At 66.8% G+C, this 15,592-nt stretch carries 18 protein-coding genes; 11 read left to right on the top strand and 7 right to left on the bottom strand.

Features of this window, described 5'->3' with window-relative positions; genetic code table 11:
* Positions 1 to 2: 2 nt before the first annotated feature.
* Positions 3 to 1,107 (bottom strand): peptide chain release factor 2 gene (gene prfB, locus ACSFBM_RS12110; protein WP_187111328.1). Its coding sequence is split into 2 segments (ribosomal slippage): positions 3 to 1,025 and positions 1,027 to 1,107, totalling 1,104 coding nucleotides; the frame shifts between segments, so codons are not numbered across the junction.
* Positions 1,108 to 1,337: 230 nt separating this feature from the next.
* Positions 1,338 to 2,150 carry a MetQ/NlpA family ABC transporter substrate-binding protein gene (locus tag ACSFBM_RS12105; protein WP_435484555.1) on the bottom strand — a complete coding sequence of 271 codons (813 nt, stop codon included), beginning with the start codon at positions 2,148 to 2,150 and terminating at the stop codon, positions 1,338 to 1,340.
* Positions 2,151 to 2,397: 247 nt separating this feature from the next.
* Between ACSFBM_RS12105 and ACSFBM_RS12100 the strand changes: the two genes are divergently transcribed.
* The 4 genes from ACSFBM_RS12100 to ACSFBM_RS12085 are packed head-to-tail and all read left to right on the top strand — an operon-like array spanning position 2,398 to position 5,172.
* Positions 2,398 to 3,267 carry a methionine ABC transporter ATP-binding protein gene (locus tag ACSFBM_RS12100; protein WP_435484554.1) on the top strand — a complete coding sequence of 290 codons (870 nt, stop codon included), beginning with the start codon at positions 2,398 to 2,400 and terminating at the stop codon, positions 3,265 to 3,267.
* On the top strand, positions 3,260 to 3,922 hold the full coding sequence (locus tag ACSFBM_RS12095; protein ID WP_124459837.1) for a methionine ABC transporter permease: 663 nt from the start codon (positions 3,260 to 3,262) through the stop codon (positions 3,920 to 3,922). Before ACSFBM_RS12100 ends, ACSFBM_RS12095 begins: the two co-directional genes overlap by 8 nt.
* A gap of 34 nt (positions 3,923 to 3,956) precedes the next feature.
* Positions 3,957 to 4,784 carry a MetQ/NlpA family ABC transporter substrate-binding protein gene (locus tag ACSFBM_RS12090; protein ID WP_435484553.1) on the top strand — a complete coding sequence of 276 codons (828 nt, stop codon included), beginning with the start codon at positions 3,957 to 3,959 and terminating at the stop codon, positions 4,782 to 4,784.
* 37 nt (positions 4,785 to 4,821) lie between these two features.
* Positions 4,822 to 5,172 carry a hypothetical protein gene (locus tag ACSFBM_RS12085; RefSeq protein ID WP_435484552.1) on the top strand — a complete coding sequence of 117 codons (351 nt, stop codon included), beginning with the start codon at positions 4,822 to 4,824 and terminating at the stop codon, positions 5,170 to 5,172.
* 432 nt (positions 5,173 to 5,604) lie between these two features.
* Here the strand turns inward: ACSFBM_RS12085 and ACSFBM_RS12080 are convergent, their stop codons facing one another.
* The 3 genes from ACSFBM_RS12080 to ACSFBM_RS12070 all read right to left on the bottom strand — a co-directional run bounded on the left by ACSFBM_RS12080 (position 5,605) and on the right by ACSFBM_RS12070 (position 8,897).
* On the bottom strand, positions 5,605 to 6,972 hold the full coding sequence (locus ACSFBM_RS12080) for an LLM class flavin-dependent oxidoreductase (RefSeq protein WP_435484551.1): 1,368 nt from the start codon (positions 6,970 to 6,972) through the stop codon (positions 5,605 to 5,607).
* The gene (locus ACSFBM_RS12075; RefSeq protein WP_435484550.1) at positions 6,969 to 7,802 is read right to left on the bottom strand and encodes a MetQ/NlpA family ABC transporter substrate-binding protein; all 834 of its coding nucleotides are present in this window, start codon (positions 7,800 to 7,802) and stop codon (positions 6,969 to 6,971) included. The genes ACSFBM_RS12080 and ACSFBM_RS12075 overlap by 4 nt, the downstream gene beginning before the upstream one ends.
* 165 nt (positions 7,803 to 7,967) lie before the next feature.
* A complete protein-coding gene (locus ACSFBM_RS12070; protein WP_435484549.1) occupies positions 7,968 to 8,897 on the bottom strand; it encodes an alpha/beta fold hydrolase in 930 nt (309 codons plus the stop codon).
* A gap of 126 nt (positions 8,898 to 9,023) precedes the next feature.
* On the opposite strand from ACSFBM_RS12070, the gene ACSFBM_RS12065 reads away from it, so the two are divergent.
* Genes ACSFBM_RS12065 through ACSFBM_RS12045 form a run of 5 tightly spaced genes read left to right on the top strand, consistent with a single transcriptional unit; the run spans position 9,024 to position 12,420 of the window.
* Complete coding sequence (locus tag ACSFBM_RS12065; RefSeq protein WP_435484548.1) at positions 9,024 to 10,085, top strand: aldo/keto reductase; 1,062 nt, start codon at positions 9,024 to 9,026, stop codon at positions 10,083 to 10,085.
* On the top strand, positions 10,082 to 10,573 hold the full coding sequence (locus ACSFBM_RS12060; protein ID WP_435484547.1) for an aminoacyl-tRNA deacylase: 492 nt from the start codon (positions 10,082 to 10,084) through the stop codon (positions 10,571 to 10,573). Before ACSFBM_RS12065 ends, ACSFBM_RS12060 begins: the two co-directional genes overlap by 4 nt.
* An 8-nt stretch (positions 10,574 to 10,581) precedes the next feature.
* The gene (locus ACSFBM_RS12055) at positions 10,582 to 11,388 is read left to right on the top strand and encodes a DUF6348 family protein (protein WP_435484546.1); all 807 of its coding nucleotides are present in this window, start codon (positions 10,582 to 10,584) and stop codon (positions 11,386 to 11,388) included.
* A gap of 28 nt (positions 11,389 to 11,416) precedes the next feature.
* Positions 11,417 to 12,055, top strand: a complete 639-nt coding sequence (gene plsY, locus ACSFBM_RS12050) for a glycerol-3-phosphate 1-O-acyltransferase PlsY (protein ID WP_435484545.1) — start codon at positions 11,417 to 11,419, stop codon at positions 12,053 to 12,055.
* Positions 12,056 to 12,066: 11 nt separating this feature from the next.
* Positions 12,067 to 12,420, top strand: coding sequence for a RidA family protein (locus ACSFBM_RS12045; protein WP_435436314.1), 354 nt, complete (start codon positions 12,067 to 12,069; stop codon positions 12,418 to 12,420).
* A gap of 30 nt (positions 12,421 to 12,450) precedes the next feature.
* Here the strand turns inward: ACSFBM_RS12045 and ACSFBM_RS12040 are convergent, their stop codons facing one another.
* Entirely contained in the window at positions 12,451 to 13,122 is a 672-nt protein-coding gene (locus ACSFBM_RS12040; RefSeq protein WP_435484544.1) for a retropepsin-like aspartic protease family protein, read from the bottom strand.
* A 10-nt stretch (positions 13,123 to 13,132) separates the two neighbouring features.
* The gene (locus ACSFBM_RS12035; protein ID WP_435436316.1) at positions 13,133 to 13,618 is read right to left on the bottom strand and encodes a YajQ family cyclic di-GMP-binding protein; all 486 of its coding nucleotides are present in this window, start codon (positions 13,616 to 13,618) and stop codon (positions 13,133 to 13,135) included.
* Between the two features lie 45 nt (positions 13,619 to 13,663).
* On the opposite strand from ACSFBM_RS12035, the gene murB reads away from it, so the two are divergent.
* Together murB and ACSFBM_RS12025 are read left to right on the top strand one after the other, a co-directional pair.
* A complete protein-coding gene (gene murB, locus ACSFBM_RS12030) occupies positions 13,664 to 14,716 on the top strand; it encodes a UDP-N-acetylmuramate dehydrogenase (protein ID WP_435484543.1) in 1,053 nt (350 codons plus the stop codon).
* Between the two features lie 18 nt (positions 14,717 to 14,734).
* Complete coding sequence (locus ACSFBM_RS12025) at positions 14,735 to 15,580, top strand: glycine-rich domain-containing protein (protein WP_435484542.1); 846 nt, start codon at positions 14,735 to 14,737, stop codon at positions 15,578 to 15,580.
* Positions 15,581 to 15,592: the final 12 nt, after the last annotated feature.

Below are 15,592 nucleotides of genomic sequence, written 5' to 3'. Positions count from 1 at the left end.
GTTCACACGCCTTGCTTCAAAGAGGCTTCGATGAACACGTCCAGGTCGCCGTCCAGCACCTTCTGGGTGGCCGAGACTTCGACGTTGGTGCGCAGGTCCTTGATGCGGCTGTTGTCCAGCACGTAGCTGCGGATCTGGTGGCCCCAGCCCACGTCGGTCTTGCTGTCCTCGAGCTTCTGCTGCTCTTCCTGGCGCTTGCGCATCTCGAAGTCGTACAGCCGCGAGCGCAGGCGCTTCCACGCCACGTCGCGGTTGCTGTGCTGGCTTCGGCCGTCCTGGCACTGCACCACGATGCCGGTCGGAATGTGCGTGAGGCGCACGGCCGAGTCGGTCTTGTTGATGTGCTGGCCACCCGCGCCGCTGGCACGGAAGGTGTCGGTGCGCACGTCGGAAGGGTTGATGTCGATCTCGATCGAATCGTCGATTTCCGGGTACACGAAGATGCTGGCAAAGCTGGTGTGGCGCCCGCCCGACGAGTCGAACGGCGACTTGCGCACCAGGCGGTGCACGCCGGTTTCGGTGCGCAGCAGGCCGAAGGCGTAGTCGCCCTCGACCTTGATGGTCGCGCCCTTGATGCCGGCGGTGTCGCCCGGTGTTTCGTCTTCGATCTGCGTCTTGAAGCCCTTGCGCTCGGCGTACTTCAGGTACTGGCGCAGCAGCATGCTGGCCCAGTCGCAGGCCTCGGTGCCGCCGGCGCCGGCCTGGATGTCGACGAAGGCGTTCAGCGGATCGGCCGGGTTGTTGAACATCCGGCGGAATTCGAGCTGCTTGATGTCGGCTTCGAGCGTGGCGGCGTCATCGGCAATGGCCTGCAGGCCGTCCATGTCGCCGTCGGCCTTCGACATCTCGAAGAGTTCGGTGTTGTCGGAGAGCCCGTTGGTGAGCTTGTCGAGCGTGACGACCACGTCGTCGAGCGACTTCTTCTCCTTGCCGAGTTCCTGGGCCTTCTTGGGGTCGTTCCAGACGTTCGGGTCTTCGAGCGATGCGTTGACTGTCCTCAGTCGTTCAGCTTTGGCATCGTAGTCAAAGATACCTCCGTAAATCGACCGTACGGACGCTCAGGTCCGCGAGCATTGCGCCGATTTGGTTGATTTGTTCTGCGTCCATGGGGTGTCCTGACTGTGGAGGGTTGGTGTTCGGGGGGAACCCGACATTTTCTCACGGTCCGCGAACCTGCTTGGGAGCGCCCCTGTATTGCTCCTTCCCCCTTTGGGGGAAGGTTGGGATGGGGGCGGGCAGGGCGCTTGTTTCGGGCATTGCGCCCAATGCGAGCGCCGTCGTGCCCCCACCCCGGCCCTCCCCCAGCGGGGGAGGGAGAAAGTCCAAAAAGGCCGAACTCAGAACGCCGGAACGAGCGACCCCTTGAACTGCGTCTCGATGAAGCTCTTCACCTCCGGCGACTGGTAAGCCGCCACCAGGCGCTTGGCCCAGGGCTTGTCCTTGTCGGCGTGGCGCACGGCAATGATGTTGGCGTAGGGGCCCTTGGGGGCTTCCTTGATCACGGCGTCCTTCTCGAGCGTGAGGCCGGCCTTGCCGGCGTAGTCGTTGTTGATGGCGGCAATGGTCAGGTCGTCCAGCGAGCGCGGCAGCTGGGCGGCGTCCAGCGCCACCAGCTTCAGCTTCTTGGGGTTGGTCACCACGTCCAGCGGGGTGGCGGTGTTGTTCTTCACCGCGTCGGGCTTCAGCGTGATCAGGCCGGCCTGCTGCAGCAGCAGCAAGGCGCGGTTGCCGTTCGACGGGTCGTTCTGGATGCCGACAGCCGCGCCGTCGGGCAACTGGTCGATCGACTTGAGCTTGCGCGAGTAGAAGCCCAGCGGCGCGGTGATGGTCAGGCCCACGGGCACGATGTCGAAGCCGCGCGCCTTGTTCTGGTTGTCCAGGAAGGGCTGGTGCTGGAAGGCGTTGGCGTCCAGGTCGCCCGAAGCCAGGGCGGCGTTGGGCAGCTGGTAGTCGTTGAACACCACGAGCTGGATGTTCAGGCCGTCCTTGGCGGCAACCTTCTTGACCACTTCGAAGATCTGCTCGGCGCTGCCGACGGAAACGCCCACCTTCAGGGTGTTCTTGTCTTGCGCAAAGGCGGCGCTGCCGGAGAAAAGGGCGGCCGCCAGGGTGGCGACAAGGGCGGTGCGGCGGCGAAAAGTGGTGTGCATGGTGGCGCTGAAAAAAACGAAAAGCAAAAAATGAAGGCGCGAATGTGACAGGGCGTGACGCGTTTGAGAACGAACGAATAGGCATATCGATATGGCGTGTTTGGTTCGCACCCCGATTTCCATATGCACATTGCGATATAAACACCCTCCTTTTTCTTCGTTCTCTTTTGCCGCTTTTGTTTTCATACTCGGCACCTTTTTCGCGAACCTTCGTGTTCGGCCTTGTCGCCGGACGCACTTCTTCCCCATGAGCCATCCTTCGCCCGATGCGGGCCGCGACGCCGCGACGCCCGTCATCCGTCTTCAATCCGTGCAGAAGTCATTCGCACTGCCCAGCGGCGAGGTGTTCGACGCCGTGCAGTCGCTGTCGCTCGAGATCCAGCAGGGCGACGTGTTCGGCCTGATCGGCAAGAGCGGCGCTGGCAAGTCGACGCTGCTGCGCCTCATCAACCTGCTGGAGCGGCCCGATTCGGGCCAGGTGCTGGTGGGCGGGCGCGACCTGACCACGCTCTCGCGCCGCGAGCTGCGCGACACGCGCCAGAACATCGGCATGATCTTTCAGCAGTTCAACCTGCTGCAGAACGCCACGGTGTTCGACAACGTGGCTTTTCCGCTGAAGATCCACGGCCATCATTCCAAGGCCGAGATCGACACGCGGGTTCGCGAGTGCCTCGAACTGGTCGGCCTGGCCGAGAAGATCGACACCTACCCGGCCCAACTCTCGGGCGGGCAGAAGCAGCGCGTGGCCATTGCCCGCGCGCTGGCGCCGCGCCCGCAGGTGCTGCTGTGCGACGAGCCGACCTCGGCGCTCGACTCCGAAACCACGCGCTCGCTGCTGGAAACGCTGCGCGACATCAACCAGAAGATCGGCGTGACCATCGTCATCGTCACGCACGAGCTGTCGGTGGTCGAGGTGCTGTGCCGCAACGTGGCCATCCTGGAGAAGGGCCGGCTGGTGGAGCAGTTCGCCGTGGAAGACGCGCCCAAGGCCGAGCGCAAGACGGCGCTGGGCCGCGAAATCGACGAGCTGGTGCGCCGCCGCGAACGCGATTCGCGCGAAGCCGCAGCCCTGCGCACCGCGCCGGGCCTCAACGCCCAGGAGCCCGCTTATGTTTGAGAACATCGCCCCCATCCTCCCCGAGCTGTGGATCGCCACGGGCCAGACTTTCATGATGCTGGCCATCGGCCTCTCGGCCGCGGTGCTCATCGGCGGGCCGCTGGGCATCCTGCTGTTCCTGCTGGGCCCGGGCCAGTCGCTGGAGAACAAGCCCGCGTTCCTGGTGCTGAACTGGATCGTGAACACGGTGCGGTCCTTTCCTTTCATCATCCTGCTGGTGGCGCTGGTGCCGTTCACGCGGGTGATCGCGGGCACGTCGATCGGGCCGCTGGCCGCGGCGGTGCCGCTGTCGTTCGCGGCCATTCCGTACCTGGCGCGCTTGGTCGACCAGTGCCTGCGCGAAGTGCCGCGCGGCGTGATCGAGGCGGCGCATGCCATGGGCGCCTCGGAGCTGCAGATCGTCTGGCGCGTGCTGCTGGTGGAGGCCCGTTCGGGCCTGGTGCTGGCGCTGACGGTGCTGGCCGTGAGCTTTCTCTCCTACTCGGCGGTGGCCGGCGTGGTGGGCGGCGGCGGCATCGGCGACCTGGCCATCCGCTACGGCTACTACCGTTTCCAGACCGACGTGATGGTGCTCACCGTGGCGCTGCTCGTGGTGCTGGTACAGATCCTGCAGTTCGTGGGCAACACCACGGCACGCAGGCTGGACAAGCGTTGATCTTTTTCTCTCTCTAGCTTTCTCTCCCTATCTCATGAAGACCGTTTTCCTGCGCCGTTCCGTTCTTGCCCTCTCGCTGGCTGCGCTGTCGCTTGGCGGCCTCTCGCTGCAGGCCCATGCGCAAGACCCCGCCAAGAAGAACCTGGTGATCGGCGGCACCGCCGGTTCCAACGCCGACCAACTCAAGGCCGGCATCGTGCCGATCCTCGAAAAGAAGGGCTACAAGGTCAAGCTGGTGGAGTTCAACGACTACGTGCAGCCCAACCTGGCACTGGCCCAGGGCTCGCTCGACGCCAATTTCTTCCAGCATCAGGTCTACCTGAAGAAGTTCGCCGCCGACCAGAAGCTGGACATCACCGAGCTGGTGCAGGGCCCGATCGCGCCCATGGGCGTGTACTCGACCAAGCGCAAGACGCTGGCCGAAGCCAAGGAAGGCGACCGCGTGACGCTGCCGAACGACCCGAGCAACCTGGCGCGCGCGCTGGTGCTGCTGGAGCAGAACAAGCTGGTCACCATCAAGGCCGGCGTGGACCCGATCCGCGCGTCTGAAAAGGACGTGGCCGAGAACCCGAAGAAGCTGAAGTTCATTCCGCTGGAAGCCGCGCAGCTGCCGCGCTCGCTGGGCGACACCGAGTACGCCATCGTCAACGGCAACTTCGCGATCTCGTCGGGCCTGAAGCTCACCGAGGCGGTGGTGCTCGAGAAGACGCCCGACTACTACCTGAATGTGGTCGCCGTGAAGACGGCCGACAAGAACACGCAGTGGGCCAAGGACATTGCCGAGGCCTACCGTTCGAAGGAATTCAAGGCGGTGGTCGACAGCAAGTTCCAGGGCTACGCCAAGCCCAGCTTCCTGCAATAACGCTTTCTTTCTCTCTTTCCCGACAAAGGACGCTCCCATGCCCGTTCTGGCCGTATTCGATGCCCAAGGAAGCTGGCGCGACACGCACGTGTGCGACGGCTGGATCACCGATCACCTGGCGGGGCAGGGCGTGAGCTGGGGGCGAGGCAAGAAGAAGGGGCAGCAGGTGCTCGACAGCGCCGGCCTGTTCTATTTGCCTGTCACCGACGGCTATCTGGGTTTGCTGGTCGAGGCCGGCGAGTGGGTGTCGGTGCCTGCGGACAAGCCGCATTTCTTCGATGCGGGCGAGGCAGAGTCTTTCGACGCCTTGCCGGCTTCGTTGCCGCTGTTCGAGGCCTTTGTCGAGGAAGTACTCTCTTTGACGGGCAACGACGCCGACGAGGAGTAAAGCGTCGCGTTGCTCCTTCCCCCTCTGGGGGAAGGCTGGGATGGGGGCACGACGGCGCTTGCAAAAGCTGGTGCCTATGCGTAGGCCGCATGCCCCCACCCCAGCCCTCCCCCAGCGGGGGAGGGAGAAAGAAAAAAACAGCGTTCCGGGCCCCGTATTGCTCCTTCCCCCTCTGGGGGAAGGCTGGGATGGGGGCACGACTGCGCTTGCAAGAGCTGGTGCATTTGCGTAGGCCGCGTGCCCCCACCCCGGCCCTCCCCCAGCGGGGGAGGGAGAAAGAAAAAACCAGCGCTCCGGGCCCCGTGTTGCTCCTTCCCCCTTTGGGGGAAGGCTGGGATGGGGGCACGACGGCGCTTGCAGAAGCTGGTGCATATGCGTAGGCCGCGTGCCCCCACCCCGGCCCTCCCCCAGCGGGGGAGGGAGAAATGCACATCAGGCCGCCAGCCGCTGCGCCGCCCGCCCCGCGGGCCGTGCCAGCCCGAGGTGATCACGCAACGTGCGCCCCTCGTACTCGGTGCGGAAGATCCCACGCTTCTGCAGGATCGGCACCACGCCGTCGACAAAGTCCTGCAGCCCATGCGGCAGCGCATCGGGCATCAGGTTGAACCCGTCCGCCGCACCGCCCTTGAACCAGTGTTCGATGTCGTCCGCAATCTGCTCCGGCGTGCCGACGATCACGCGGTGCCCGCCGCCGCCCGCGAGTTCGCGAATCAGCTGGCGCACCGTGTAGCCGTGCGTGCGGCCCGCTGCCGCCACCGCGTTGAAGAAGGTGTGGTTGCCGTTGCCATTGCCGGGCAAGGGCAGGTCTTCGGGCAGGCGCTCGTCGAGCTTCAACCGGTCGGGCGTGATGCCCAGCGTGCCGGCGATGCGCGTGAGGCTGTAGTCCCACGGAATCAGGTCGACCAGCTCGTCGCGGCGGCGGCGCGCCTCGGCCTCGGTGCTGCCGACGATGGTGGTCAGGCCCGCGAGCACCTTCACCGCGTCGGGCCCGCGGCCCAGTTCTGCCGCGCGTGTCTTCAGCGCGCGGGCATACGCCAGCGATTCCTCGAACGACTGCGAGGCCGAGAACACCGCCTCCGCATGGCGCGACGCCAGCTCGCGCCCGTCGGCCGAAGCGCCCGCCTGCACCAGCACCGGGTGGCCCTGCGGTGCGCGCGGCAGGTTCAGCGGGCCCTGCACCGCGAAGTGCTCGCCGCGGTGCGCAATGGCGTGCACCTTGGTCGGGTCGATGAAGCGGCCGGTGGCCTTGTCGCCGATGAAGGCGTCGTCTTCCCAGCTGTCCCACAGCGCCTTCACGATGTCGGTGAATTCCGAGGCGCGCGCGTAGCGCTTGGCATGGTCAGGCGTGGCGTCCAGGCCGAAGTTGCGCGCCGAGGGCAGGTCGGCCGTGGTCACCACGTTCCAGCCCGCGCGCCCGCCGCTCACATGGTCGAGCGTGGCGAAGCGGCGGGCGATGTTGTAGGGCTCGTTGTAGCTGGTCGAGGCGGTCGCGATCAGGCCGATGTGCGTCGTGGCCGCGGCCACGCAGGCCAGCAGAATGGTCGGCTCCAGCGCGGTGATCGGGCGAAAGTGAATCTGGTCGACGATGGCCGCGTTGTCCGCGAGGAACACCGCGTCGAGCTTGCCCGCTTCCGCAATCTGCGCCGTGCGGATGTAGTGCTGGATGTCGGCAAAGGCCCAGGGGTCGCTCTCGGGCAGGCGCCAGGCCGAGGGCACGAAGCCCGAATGCAGGATGTTGACGTTCAGGTGCAGCTGGCGCGGCCGAGGGGACGTGGGGCTGTGGGGGTTCGAAGCGCTCATTGGGCGAAGTAGTCGGGCAGCCGGTAGCCGGCCCAGGTCGGGTTGGCCTTGAAGAAGCGCTGGAACTCGGGCGACTGGTAGGCGGCGGCAATGTCTTTTGCGAACTTCGCGTTCTCGTTGCTGCGCTTGACGGCCACCACGTTCACGTAGGGCAGGGTCATGTCTTCGAGCTTCAGCGCTTCGGTGAGCTTCAGCCCCGAAGCCACGGCAAAGTTGCCTTGCACGGCAGCGATGTCGCTGTCGGCCAGCGAACGCGGTGCCTGCGCGGCGTCCAGCGGCACCAGCTTCAGCCGCTTGGGGTTGTCGACCACGTCGCGCTCCGACACGGCGAGCGGGCTCACGCCCTGCTTCAGCGTGACCCAGCCGACGGCCGCAAGGATGTTGAGCGCGCGCGCCGCGTTCACCGGGTCGGCGGGCAGCGTGACGGTGGCGCCGTCGGGCACCGCGTCGAGCGACTTGTGGCGCTGCGAGTACAGGCCCATGGGCGGCGTCGGCACATGCACGATCGGCACCAGGTCGAAGTTCTGCTGCTTGTTGGTGGCGTTGAGGTACAGCGTGTGCTGGAAGATGTTGGCGTCGATCTGCCCGCGCTCCACGGCGTCATTGGGCTGCACGCCCTGGCTGAACTCGACGTACTTGACGCTGTAGCCCAGCTTCTTCAGCTGGGGCTCGATGCCGTTTGTGAAGGCGTCGCGATAGGGGCCGGGCATGAAGCCCACGCGCAGGTCGGCGGCCTGGGCGGACACGTGCAGCAGCAGGCTCAGGGCGAGGCCGCCCAGCAAAGGCACGGACCAGCGCGCCAGCAAGGGCGCGCGCGAAGAAATACGCATAGCAGGCAACTCCGGGGAGGCAAGAGAGCTGCGCACTCTAGGGCGCGGTGACTGCGCCGCGAACGAAGATTCGCGCGCTTGGATATCCGCTCGCCGAATATCGGCGGCGCTGGCCCTCGCGCTTTCTTTGGGAAGTCGGCGAAGCGGCCCGCGGCCGAGCCGGCTTCAGCCTGCGGTGAATTCCTCGATCATCCGCGCCACGCGCTGCGGCTGGTCGTGGTGCAGCATGTGGCCCGCGTCCTCCAGCCGCTCGATGCGCGCGGTGGGCACGGACTTCAGCCGCTCGTGGAATTCGTCGAGCGTGTAGCGGTTCTTCCACCAGCCCTGCAGGCTGTCGTCCGAGGCCTCGACCATCAGCAGCGGCGCGGTGATGCGCGCATAGAGCGCCAGCGTCTCGTCGACGCGGAAGATGTGGGCGTTGACGATCTTGTGCGCCGGGTCGCCCAGGATCTGCCAGCGCTCGCCGCCGTCGGGCTGCCCGTGGTTCACCGACCAGTGGCTGGCGAGCCAGTTGGCCTTGTCGGGCGTGAGGCGGGGGTTGGTCTTCATGAGGCGGCGTGCCACGCCGTCCACGGCCGGGTAGCCGGCCAGCGCCATTTCGCCGCGGTGCAGGCGCTTGAGCTCGTCGATCCACTGGCCGTAGCGCGCGGGCGCTTCCTCGGGCTTGCGCGCGGGCATGCCGAAGCCTTCGAGGTTGACGAGGCGGCGGATGCGCTCGGGGCGCACGCCGGCGTAGTGCATGACGACGTTGCCGCCCATGCTGTGGCCGACGAGGTCGACGGGCCTGGCGCTCTCGCCTTCGCCCGCGTAGTGATCGAGCAGCCATTCGAGGTCGGCCAGGTAGTCGGCGAGCCAGTAGTTGTCGACGCCGCCGCCTTCGGTCAGGCCGAAGCCGCGCCAGTCGGGGGCGATGATGAAGCGGTCTTCTTCCATGGCGTCGACCACGAACTGCCACGAAGCCGCGACGTCCATCCAGCCGTGCACGAGCACGAGCGGCGGGCGCGCGTCGCAGGGCTGGCCCCACAGGCGCACGTGGTAGCTGAGGTTGCGCACGGGCACGAATTCACTGCGGGAGGGGCGGAGGGCTTGGTACATGGCGACCGATGATAAGGAGGCCTTTGTGCCGGCGCAGTCCGCCACACGACAGCTGCGGGGCGCGAGGTGCTCGGGTTTTGCGCCGGCGGCCAGCAGCTTGCCGGCGAGGGCGGTAGCATCCCGCGCATGAAAAAGATCCAACTCGGTCAAAGCGACCTGCACGTCACCCCGATCTGCCTCGGCACGATGACCTTCGGCGAACAGGTGGACGAGCCCACCTCCCATGCCATCCTGAGCCGCTCGCTCGAGCGCGGCGTCGACTTCATCGACACCGCCGAGATGTATTCGGTGCCCACCCGCAAGGAAACCTACAGCGTCACGGAAACCATCATCGGCAACTGGTTCGCCGCCAACCCCGGCGCGCGCGAGAAGCTGGTGCTGGCCACCAAGGTGGCCGGCCCCTCGCGCAACATGCCCTGGGTGCGCGAAGGCACCGGCATGACGCCCGCCGACATCGAGGCCTCGTGCAACGCGAGCCTGAAGCGCCTGAAGACCGACGTCATCGACCTGTACCAGATCCACTGGCCCGAGCGCCATGTGCCGGTGTTCGGCGCCATGTACTACGACCCGGCGAAGGAAAGCTCCAAGACGCCGATTCACGACCAGCTCGAGGCGCTGGGCAAGCTGGTGAAGGCGGGCAAGGTGCGCGCCATCGGCCTGTCGAACGAAACCCCGTATGGCGTGCACGAGTTCGTGCGCGTGGCCGAGCAGCATGGCCTGCCGCGCGTGGCCACGGTGCAGAACGTGTACAGCCTCGTGAGCCGCGCCCACGAAAACGGGCTGGACGAGACCATGCACCGCCTGAAAGTGTCGCTGCTGGCCTACTCGCCGCTGGCCTTCGGCCTGCTCACGGGCAAGTACGACCAGAGCGGCATCGACGGCCCCGACGCACCGAAGGGCGCGCGCATTTCGAGCTACGAGTCGGTGCGCAAGCAGCGCTGGGGCAAGCCCGATTCGCTGCGCGCCGCCAGGCGCTACAACCAGCTCGCCCGCGACAATGGCCTGACGCCCACGCAGCTGGCGCTGGCCTTCTGCTACACGAAGTGGCAGGTCGCGAGCACCATCATCGGGGTGACCTCGGTGGCGCAGCTGGAGGAAGACCTGGACGCGTACGGCACCACGCTGTCGCCGGAGATCCTGGCCGAGATCGACAAGATCCGGCTGGAAATCCGCGACCCGGCAGCGTGAGCAAAAAGACGCACGTGTCCGAGACGCCCGCAACGCAGCTGTTGCGGGCGCACAAGGTCGCGTTCACCGAGCATCCCTACGAGTACATGGAACACGGCGGCGCCCAACGCGGCGCCGAGATGCTGGGGCTCGACCCGTTCACCGTCATCAAGACGCTGGTCATGCAGGACCAGGACGCCAAGCCGCTCATCGTGCTGATGCACGGCAACCGCACGGTGTCGACCAAGAACCTGGCGCGGCAGATCGGCGCCAAGTCGGTCGAGCCGTGCAAGCCCGAGATGGCGCAGCGCCACAGCGGCTACATGGTGGGCGGCACCTCGCCTTTCGGCACGCGGCGCGAGATGCCGGTGTACGTGGAAGCGACAGTGCTTGAGTTGCCGCGGATCGTGCTCAACGGCGGGCGGCGCGGCTACCTGATCGGCATCGATCCGCGGGTGTGCGTGGAGCTGCTGGGCGCCAAGCCCGTGCAATGTGCGCTGGCAGAATAGCCGGCGCCATGACGCACCCGCCTTCCGACTTCTTCCCCTCTCGACGGGCCGCGAACCCGGGCCAGGGTGCATCGTTCGAGATGTCGTACCGCAACGACGAGCGCAGCTGGAGCGAGACGGTCGACCTGTCGGCCATGCTGCTCGAAGCGCTCGCGGCGCGGGGCCATGAGGGTCGGCTCGAACGCGAGGGCTGGGTCGTGCTGCCTGACGGGCTCTGGCTGCTGCCGCAGATACTGAGCCTTTCGGTCGAAGGCGGCGGCAAGGCCAGCAGCTCCACCACCATCGAGGTGGCGCATGCGCAACTGCTGCCGGGCGGCACCTTCGAGTTCCAGCATTCCGCCGGCGATACGGCCGCCGACACACTCACCCGCGGCTTCGACCTGTGGGCCCAGGTCGACCTGGTGGTGTACCAGGACGCCCTGCGCAAGGACCTGGGCCACTGCACGTCGATGGACATGAGCTGGCAGGAAGGCCGCGCGCGGCGCGTGCTCTTCGGGCCCGTGGCGCACCGTGTGGCCCACCCCGAAGTCGAGGCGCACGAAGAACACCCGTTCTGCCCGTGCTGCCTGTTCACCAACACCTGGGACGCCTTCACGCCGCTGCTCGAATCGGACGCGGTGCACGGCGTGCGCCTGTATGCCGCGCGCGACGCGCAGGGCGAGGTGCAGGCCGACTGCCGCGTCGACGGCGAAGACTGGCCGGCCGGCGCCGAGGCGCTGCGCGCCTATGTGACACAGTGGCCCGACCGCGGCCTGGAGTTTCGCAAGCAGTATGTTGTGATCCAATCGCCGCCCCAGGCGGTCGTCGCCGAATAAGAACAACTTTTCCCCGCGGAGTGCCGTCTTGAGTTTCACCTTGCCTTCCCTCATTGCCATCGTGGCGTCCTACCTGATCGGTTCGCTGTCCTTCGCGGTCATCGTGAGCAAGGCGCTCGGCATGGCCGACCCGCGCAGCTACGGCAGCAAGAACCCCGGCGCCACCAACGTGCTGCGCTCGGGCAACAAGGGCGCGGCGCTGGCCACGCTGCTGCTCGATGCGCTCAAGGGCTGGGTGCCGGTGTTCCTCATTCACCAGTTCGGCGCGCAGTGGGGCCTGGGCGCCGGCGTGGCCGCGCTCGCGGGCCTGGCGGCGTTTCTCGGGCACCTGTACCCGGTGTTCTTCGGCTTCCAGGGCGGCAAGGGCGTGGCGACCGCGGCGGGTGTGCTGGTGGGCATCGCGCCCTGGCTGGGGCTGGCGACGGGCCTGACCTGGCTGATCGTTGCGGTGTTCTTCCGCTACTCGTCGCTGTCGTCGCTGGCGGCGGCCTTCTTCGCGCCGGCCTACTACCTGATAGGCGGCAACATTGCATGGCCACTCGACCGCACGGTGCTGATTGCGATCATCATCATGAGCTTGCTGCTGTTCTGGCGGCACCGCGAAAACATCCGCCGGCTCGCGGCCGGCACGGAGTCGAAGCTCGGCGCCAAGAAAAAATCGAACTGAAGGAACACACCATGGCCACCATCACCCGCCACCACGTCGGTCCCCGCCTCTCGGAAACGGCCGTGCACAACGGCACCGTCTACCTCGCCGGCCAGGTGCCCGACGACACCGCCGAAGACATTCGCGGCCAGACCGCGCAGGTGCTCGCCATGGTCGACCGGCTGCTGGCCGAGGCCGGCAGCGACAAGTCGCGCATTCTCTCGACGCAGATCTTCCTGGCCGACATCGGCGACATCACGGCCATGAACGAGGTGTGGGACGCGTGGATTCCGGCCGGCAACACGCCGCCGCGCGCGACGGTGCAGGCCAAGATGGCCAACGCGGCCTACAAGATCGAGATCGTGGTGACGGCCGCGCAGGCCTGAAGGAAGCGCCGGCGCGCTCAGTACCGCTTTTCAGTACCGCTTTTCGAGGACCATCTGGTCCGCGTCGCGGCGCATCGAGAAGCGGTTGATGAAGCTGTTGCCCAGCAGCACGAAGGGCATGGACTCCGGCGAGACGACGGCGTCGATGTCGTACACCTCCACGTCGCCCACGCGCACAGACTGCACGCGCAGCCTGTAGCCCTGCGTCGTGCCGTTGGCGGTGCCGATCTGCACGCGCTGGCCCTTGGTGTAGTCGAGCCCGATGCGCTGGGCATCGGCCATCGACAGTGCGATCGAGGTCGCACCCGTGTCGAGCATGAAGGTCACCGGCCGGCCGTTGATGGCGCCCTGCGTCATGAAGTGCCCGCGGCTGTCTGCCGTCAGCACCACGCGGCTGCCGCCACCGCCCGTGGCAGCCCCGCCGCCGATGCTGACCGGCGTGTCCATCCGCAGGTTGACGCGCTTGCCTTCGAGCTCGACCACCGCCTGCTCGGCCTGCAGCGACACGAGCTTCACGCCCTGGTAGCTCTCGCCGACCGCCACGGTCTTGGGCGCATTGCCGTTCACGATCAGGATCGCGCGGCTGCCGATGCTGCCCGTCAGCGTGACCGAGCTGGCGGCATGCGCCACGGCAGCGGCAGCCATCAGCTGCGCTGCAACTGCCGCAAGCAGCAGCCGCTTCGCACCAGCGTGCGCTTTCATGCAGCGGGGTTCAGTCGCGAAAGTTGTTGAAGGACAGCGGCATGTCGGGCACGTCCTTCTTGATGAGGGCCATGGCGGCCTGCAGGTCGTCGCGCTTGGCGCCGGTGATGCGCACCGCATCGCCCTGGATCGCGGCCTGCACCTTGAGCTTGCTGTCCTTGATGATGCGGGTGATCTTCTTGGCCTGCTCGCTCTCGATGCCGCTCTTGACCTTGATGACCTGCTTGACCTTGTCGCCGCCCATCTTCTGGACGTCGCCCTTGTCGAGAAAGCGCACGTCCACGCTGCGCTTGGTGAGCTTGCTGCGCAGGATGTCTTCGACCTGCACGAGCTGGAACTCGGCGTCACCGATCATGGTGATCTCCTTGTCCTTGAGATCGACCGCGGCGGCGGTGCCCTTGAAATCGAAGCGCGTGCCGATTTCCTTGGCGGTGTTCTCGACCGCGTTCTTCACTTCGGGCAGGTTGGGCTCGCAGACGGTATCGAAAGACGGCATGGACTCTCTCCTGAATTCACTTGTGCTGGATGCGACAATTCTCCCATGATCGTGGAGTCCAATGTCCCGCTGCAGCCCTACAACAGCTTCGGCATCGTCGCGCGTGCACAGCATCTTGCGCGCATTGCGCATGAGGCCGACCTGGCCGCGCTGAGCACTGACGCGCAATGGCGTGCAGTGCCGCGTTTCGTGCTCGGCGGCGGCAGCAACATCGTCATCACCGGGGACGTCAAGCAACTGGTGCTGAAGGTCGAAATCAAGGGCCTGCGGCTGGTCGAGGAGAGCGAGCGTGCCTGGATCGTGGAGGCCGGTGCCGGCGAAGTCTGGCACGACGCGGTCGAATGGATGGTGCGCAACGGCTACCCCGGCCTCGAAAACCTTGCGCTCATTCCCGGCACGGTGGGCGGTGCGCCGGTGCAGAACATCGGCGCCTACGGCGTCGAGCTCCAGGACCGCTTCGATTCGCTCGACGCCTACGACCTGGAAACGGGCCGCAGCTTCACGCTCGACGCCGCGCAGTGCGCCTTCGGCTACCGCGATTCGGTGTTCAAGCACGTGCGCGGCGGGCCGAACGACTTCGGCCTTGCCGGCCGCGCGGTCATCACCCGGGTGCGCTTTCGTCTGCCCAAGCTGTGGAAGGCGGTGGTCGGCTACTTCGACCTGGAACGCAAGATGGAAGAAACCGGCAACTTCACGCCGAGCGCCCAGGACGTGTTCGACTGGATCTGCGCCATTCGCCGCGCCAAGCTGCCCGACTGGCGCGTGCTGGGCAACGCCGGCAGCTTCTTCAAGAACCCGACGGTCACGCCCGAGCAGTGCGCCGACATCATCGCGCGCGACCCCAAGATCGTGCACTACCCGATGGACGACGGCAGCATCAAGCTGGCGGCCGGCTGGCTCATCGACGCCTGCGGCTGGAAGGGCAAGTCGGTGGGCAATGCCGGCGTGTACGAGCGGCAGGCGCTGGTGCTGGTGAACCGCGGCGGCCGCGAGAACCCGGTGACGGGCGGCGAGGTGATGACCCTGGCCAAGGCCATCCAGACCAGCGTTTACGAGCGCTTCGGCATCCGGCTGGAGCCGGAGCCGGTGGTCGTCTGACCCCCTGACGCTGCCGGCATGGACCTCGACTTCCTGCACCTGAACTTCCGCCGGCGCATCGGCGCGCTGGTATGGGCCCGGCGCGCGGTGCTTTTGGCGGCGCTGCTGGCGGTGTTGCTGAGTTCGCGCCGCTTTGGCGTGACGGTGACTGTGATCGTGGTGGCGGTGCTGTTCGCGGCCGTGCTCAAGTTCCTCGAGACCAGCCTGCGGCGGCAGTTCATCCGCGAGGCGCGGCTGCCGCCGTTCCTGATCGGCAAGCTTCAGCAGGCCCATCCGCAGCTGAGCCGCCGCGACGCTGAACTGGTGCTGCGCGGCCTGCGGCAGTTCTTCATGTCGCACCTGCGCAGCAACCGAAAGTTCGTCGCCATGCCCTCGAAGGTGGTCGACACGGCGTGGCATGAGTTCATCCTGCATACCCAGGGCTACCAGAACTGGTGCAAGGCCGCCTTCGGGGGCATGCTGCACCACAGCCCGGCCGAGGTGCTGGGGCGCGACCCGAAGCGCAACGACGGCCTGCGCCGCACCTGGTACTGGGCCTGCAAGGAGGAAAGCATCGACCCGCGCAACCCGGCGCGGCTGCCGCTGCTGTTTGCGCTGGACGTCAAGTTCGCGATAGCCGGTGGCTTTCACTACGTGCCCGACTGCCGTGCGGTGGAGCGCCACATCGGCTCGGACGCCCAGTGCGGCACCAGCTTCGGCGAATCGTCGTCCGACGGGGGAAGCTCGGGCGATGCGGGCGGCTTCGGCGGCAGCGAGTCGGGCAGCAGCAGCGACGGCGGTGGCGGCTCGAGCGACGGCGGGGGGGCGAGCGGCGATTCTTCCGGCTGTGGCGGTGGTTGCGGCGGCGGCGGTGGCGGAGACTGATCTTCGCCGGCG

The sequence above is a fragment of the Variovorax pasteuri genome, from assembly GCF_051216435.1.
GTDB lineage: Bacteria > Pseudomonadota > Gammaproteobacteria > Burkholderiales > Burkholderiaceae_C > Variovorax.
The sequence above is the reverse complement of the archived record's forward strand: the minus strand, read 5'-3'. Positions and strand labels throughout refer to the sequence as shown.

Bases quoted from the DNA above. Each gene is read 5' to 3' on its own strand.
- ACSFBM_RS12100 (WP_435484554.1), top strand. From the start codon at position 2,398: ATGAGCCATCCTTCGCCCGATGCGGGCCGCGACGCCGCGACGCCCGTC.
- ACSFBM_RS12105 (WP_435484555.1), bottom strand. From the start codon at position 2,150: ATGCACACCACTTTTCGCCGCCGCACCGCCCTTGTCGCCACCCTGGCG.
- ACSFBM_RS12065 (WP_435484548.1), top strand. From the start codon at position 9,024: ATGAAAAAGATCCAACTCGGTCAAAGCGACCTGCACGTCACCCCGATC.
- ACSFBM_RS12045 (WP_435436314.1), top strand. From the start codon at position 12,067: ATGGCCACCATCACCCGCCACCACGTCGGTCCCCGCCTCTCGGAAACG.
- murB (WP_435484543.1), top strand. From the start codon at position 13,664: ATGATCGTGGAGTCCAATGTCCCGCTGCAGCCCTACAACAGCTTCGGC.
- ACSFBM_RS12085 (WP_435484552.1), top strand. From the start codon at position 4,822: ATGCCCGTTCTGGCCGTATTCGATGCCCAAGGAAGCTGGCGCGACACG.
- ACSFBM_RS12075 (WP_435484550.1), bottom strand. From the start codon at position 7,802: ATGCGTATTTCTTCGCGCGCGCCCTTGCTGGCGCGCTGGTCCGTGCCT.
- ACSFBM_RS12095 (WP_124459837.1), top strand. From the start codon at position 3,260: ATGTTTGAGAACATCGCCCCCATCCTCCCCGAGCTGTGGATCGCCACG.
- ACSFBM_RS12040 (WP_435484544.1), bottom strand. From the start codon at position 13,122: ATGAAAGCGCACGCTGGTGCGAAGCGGCTGCTGCTTGCGGCAGTTGCA.
- ACSFBM_RS12070 (WP_435484549.1), bottom strand. From the start codon at position 8,897: ATGTACCAAGCCCTCCGCCCCTCCCGCAGTGAATTCGTGCCCGTGCGC.
- ACSFBM_RS12090 (WP_435484553.1), top strand. From the start codon at position 3,957: ATGAAGACCGTTTTCCTGCGCCGTTCCGTTCTTGCCCTCTCGCTGGCT.
- ACSFBM_RS12025 (WP_435484542.1), top strand. From the start codon at position 14,735: ATGGACCTCGACTTCCTGCACCTGAACTTCCGCCGGCGCATCGGCGCG.
- ACSFBM_RS12080 (WP_435484551.1), bottom strand. From the start codon at position 6,972: ATGAGCGCTTCGAACCCCCACAGCCCCACGTCCCCTCGGCCGCGCCAG.
- ACSFBM_RS12055 (WP_435484546.1), top strand. From the start codon at position 10,582: ATGACGCACCCGCCTTCCGACTTCTTCCCCTCTCGACGGGCCGCGAAC.
- ACSFBM_RS12035 (WP_435436316.1), bottom strand. From the start codon at position 13,618: ATGCCGTCTTTCGATACCGTCTGCGAGCCCAACCTGCCCGAAGTGAAG.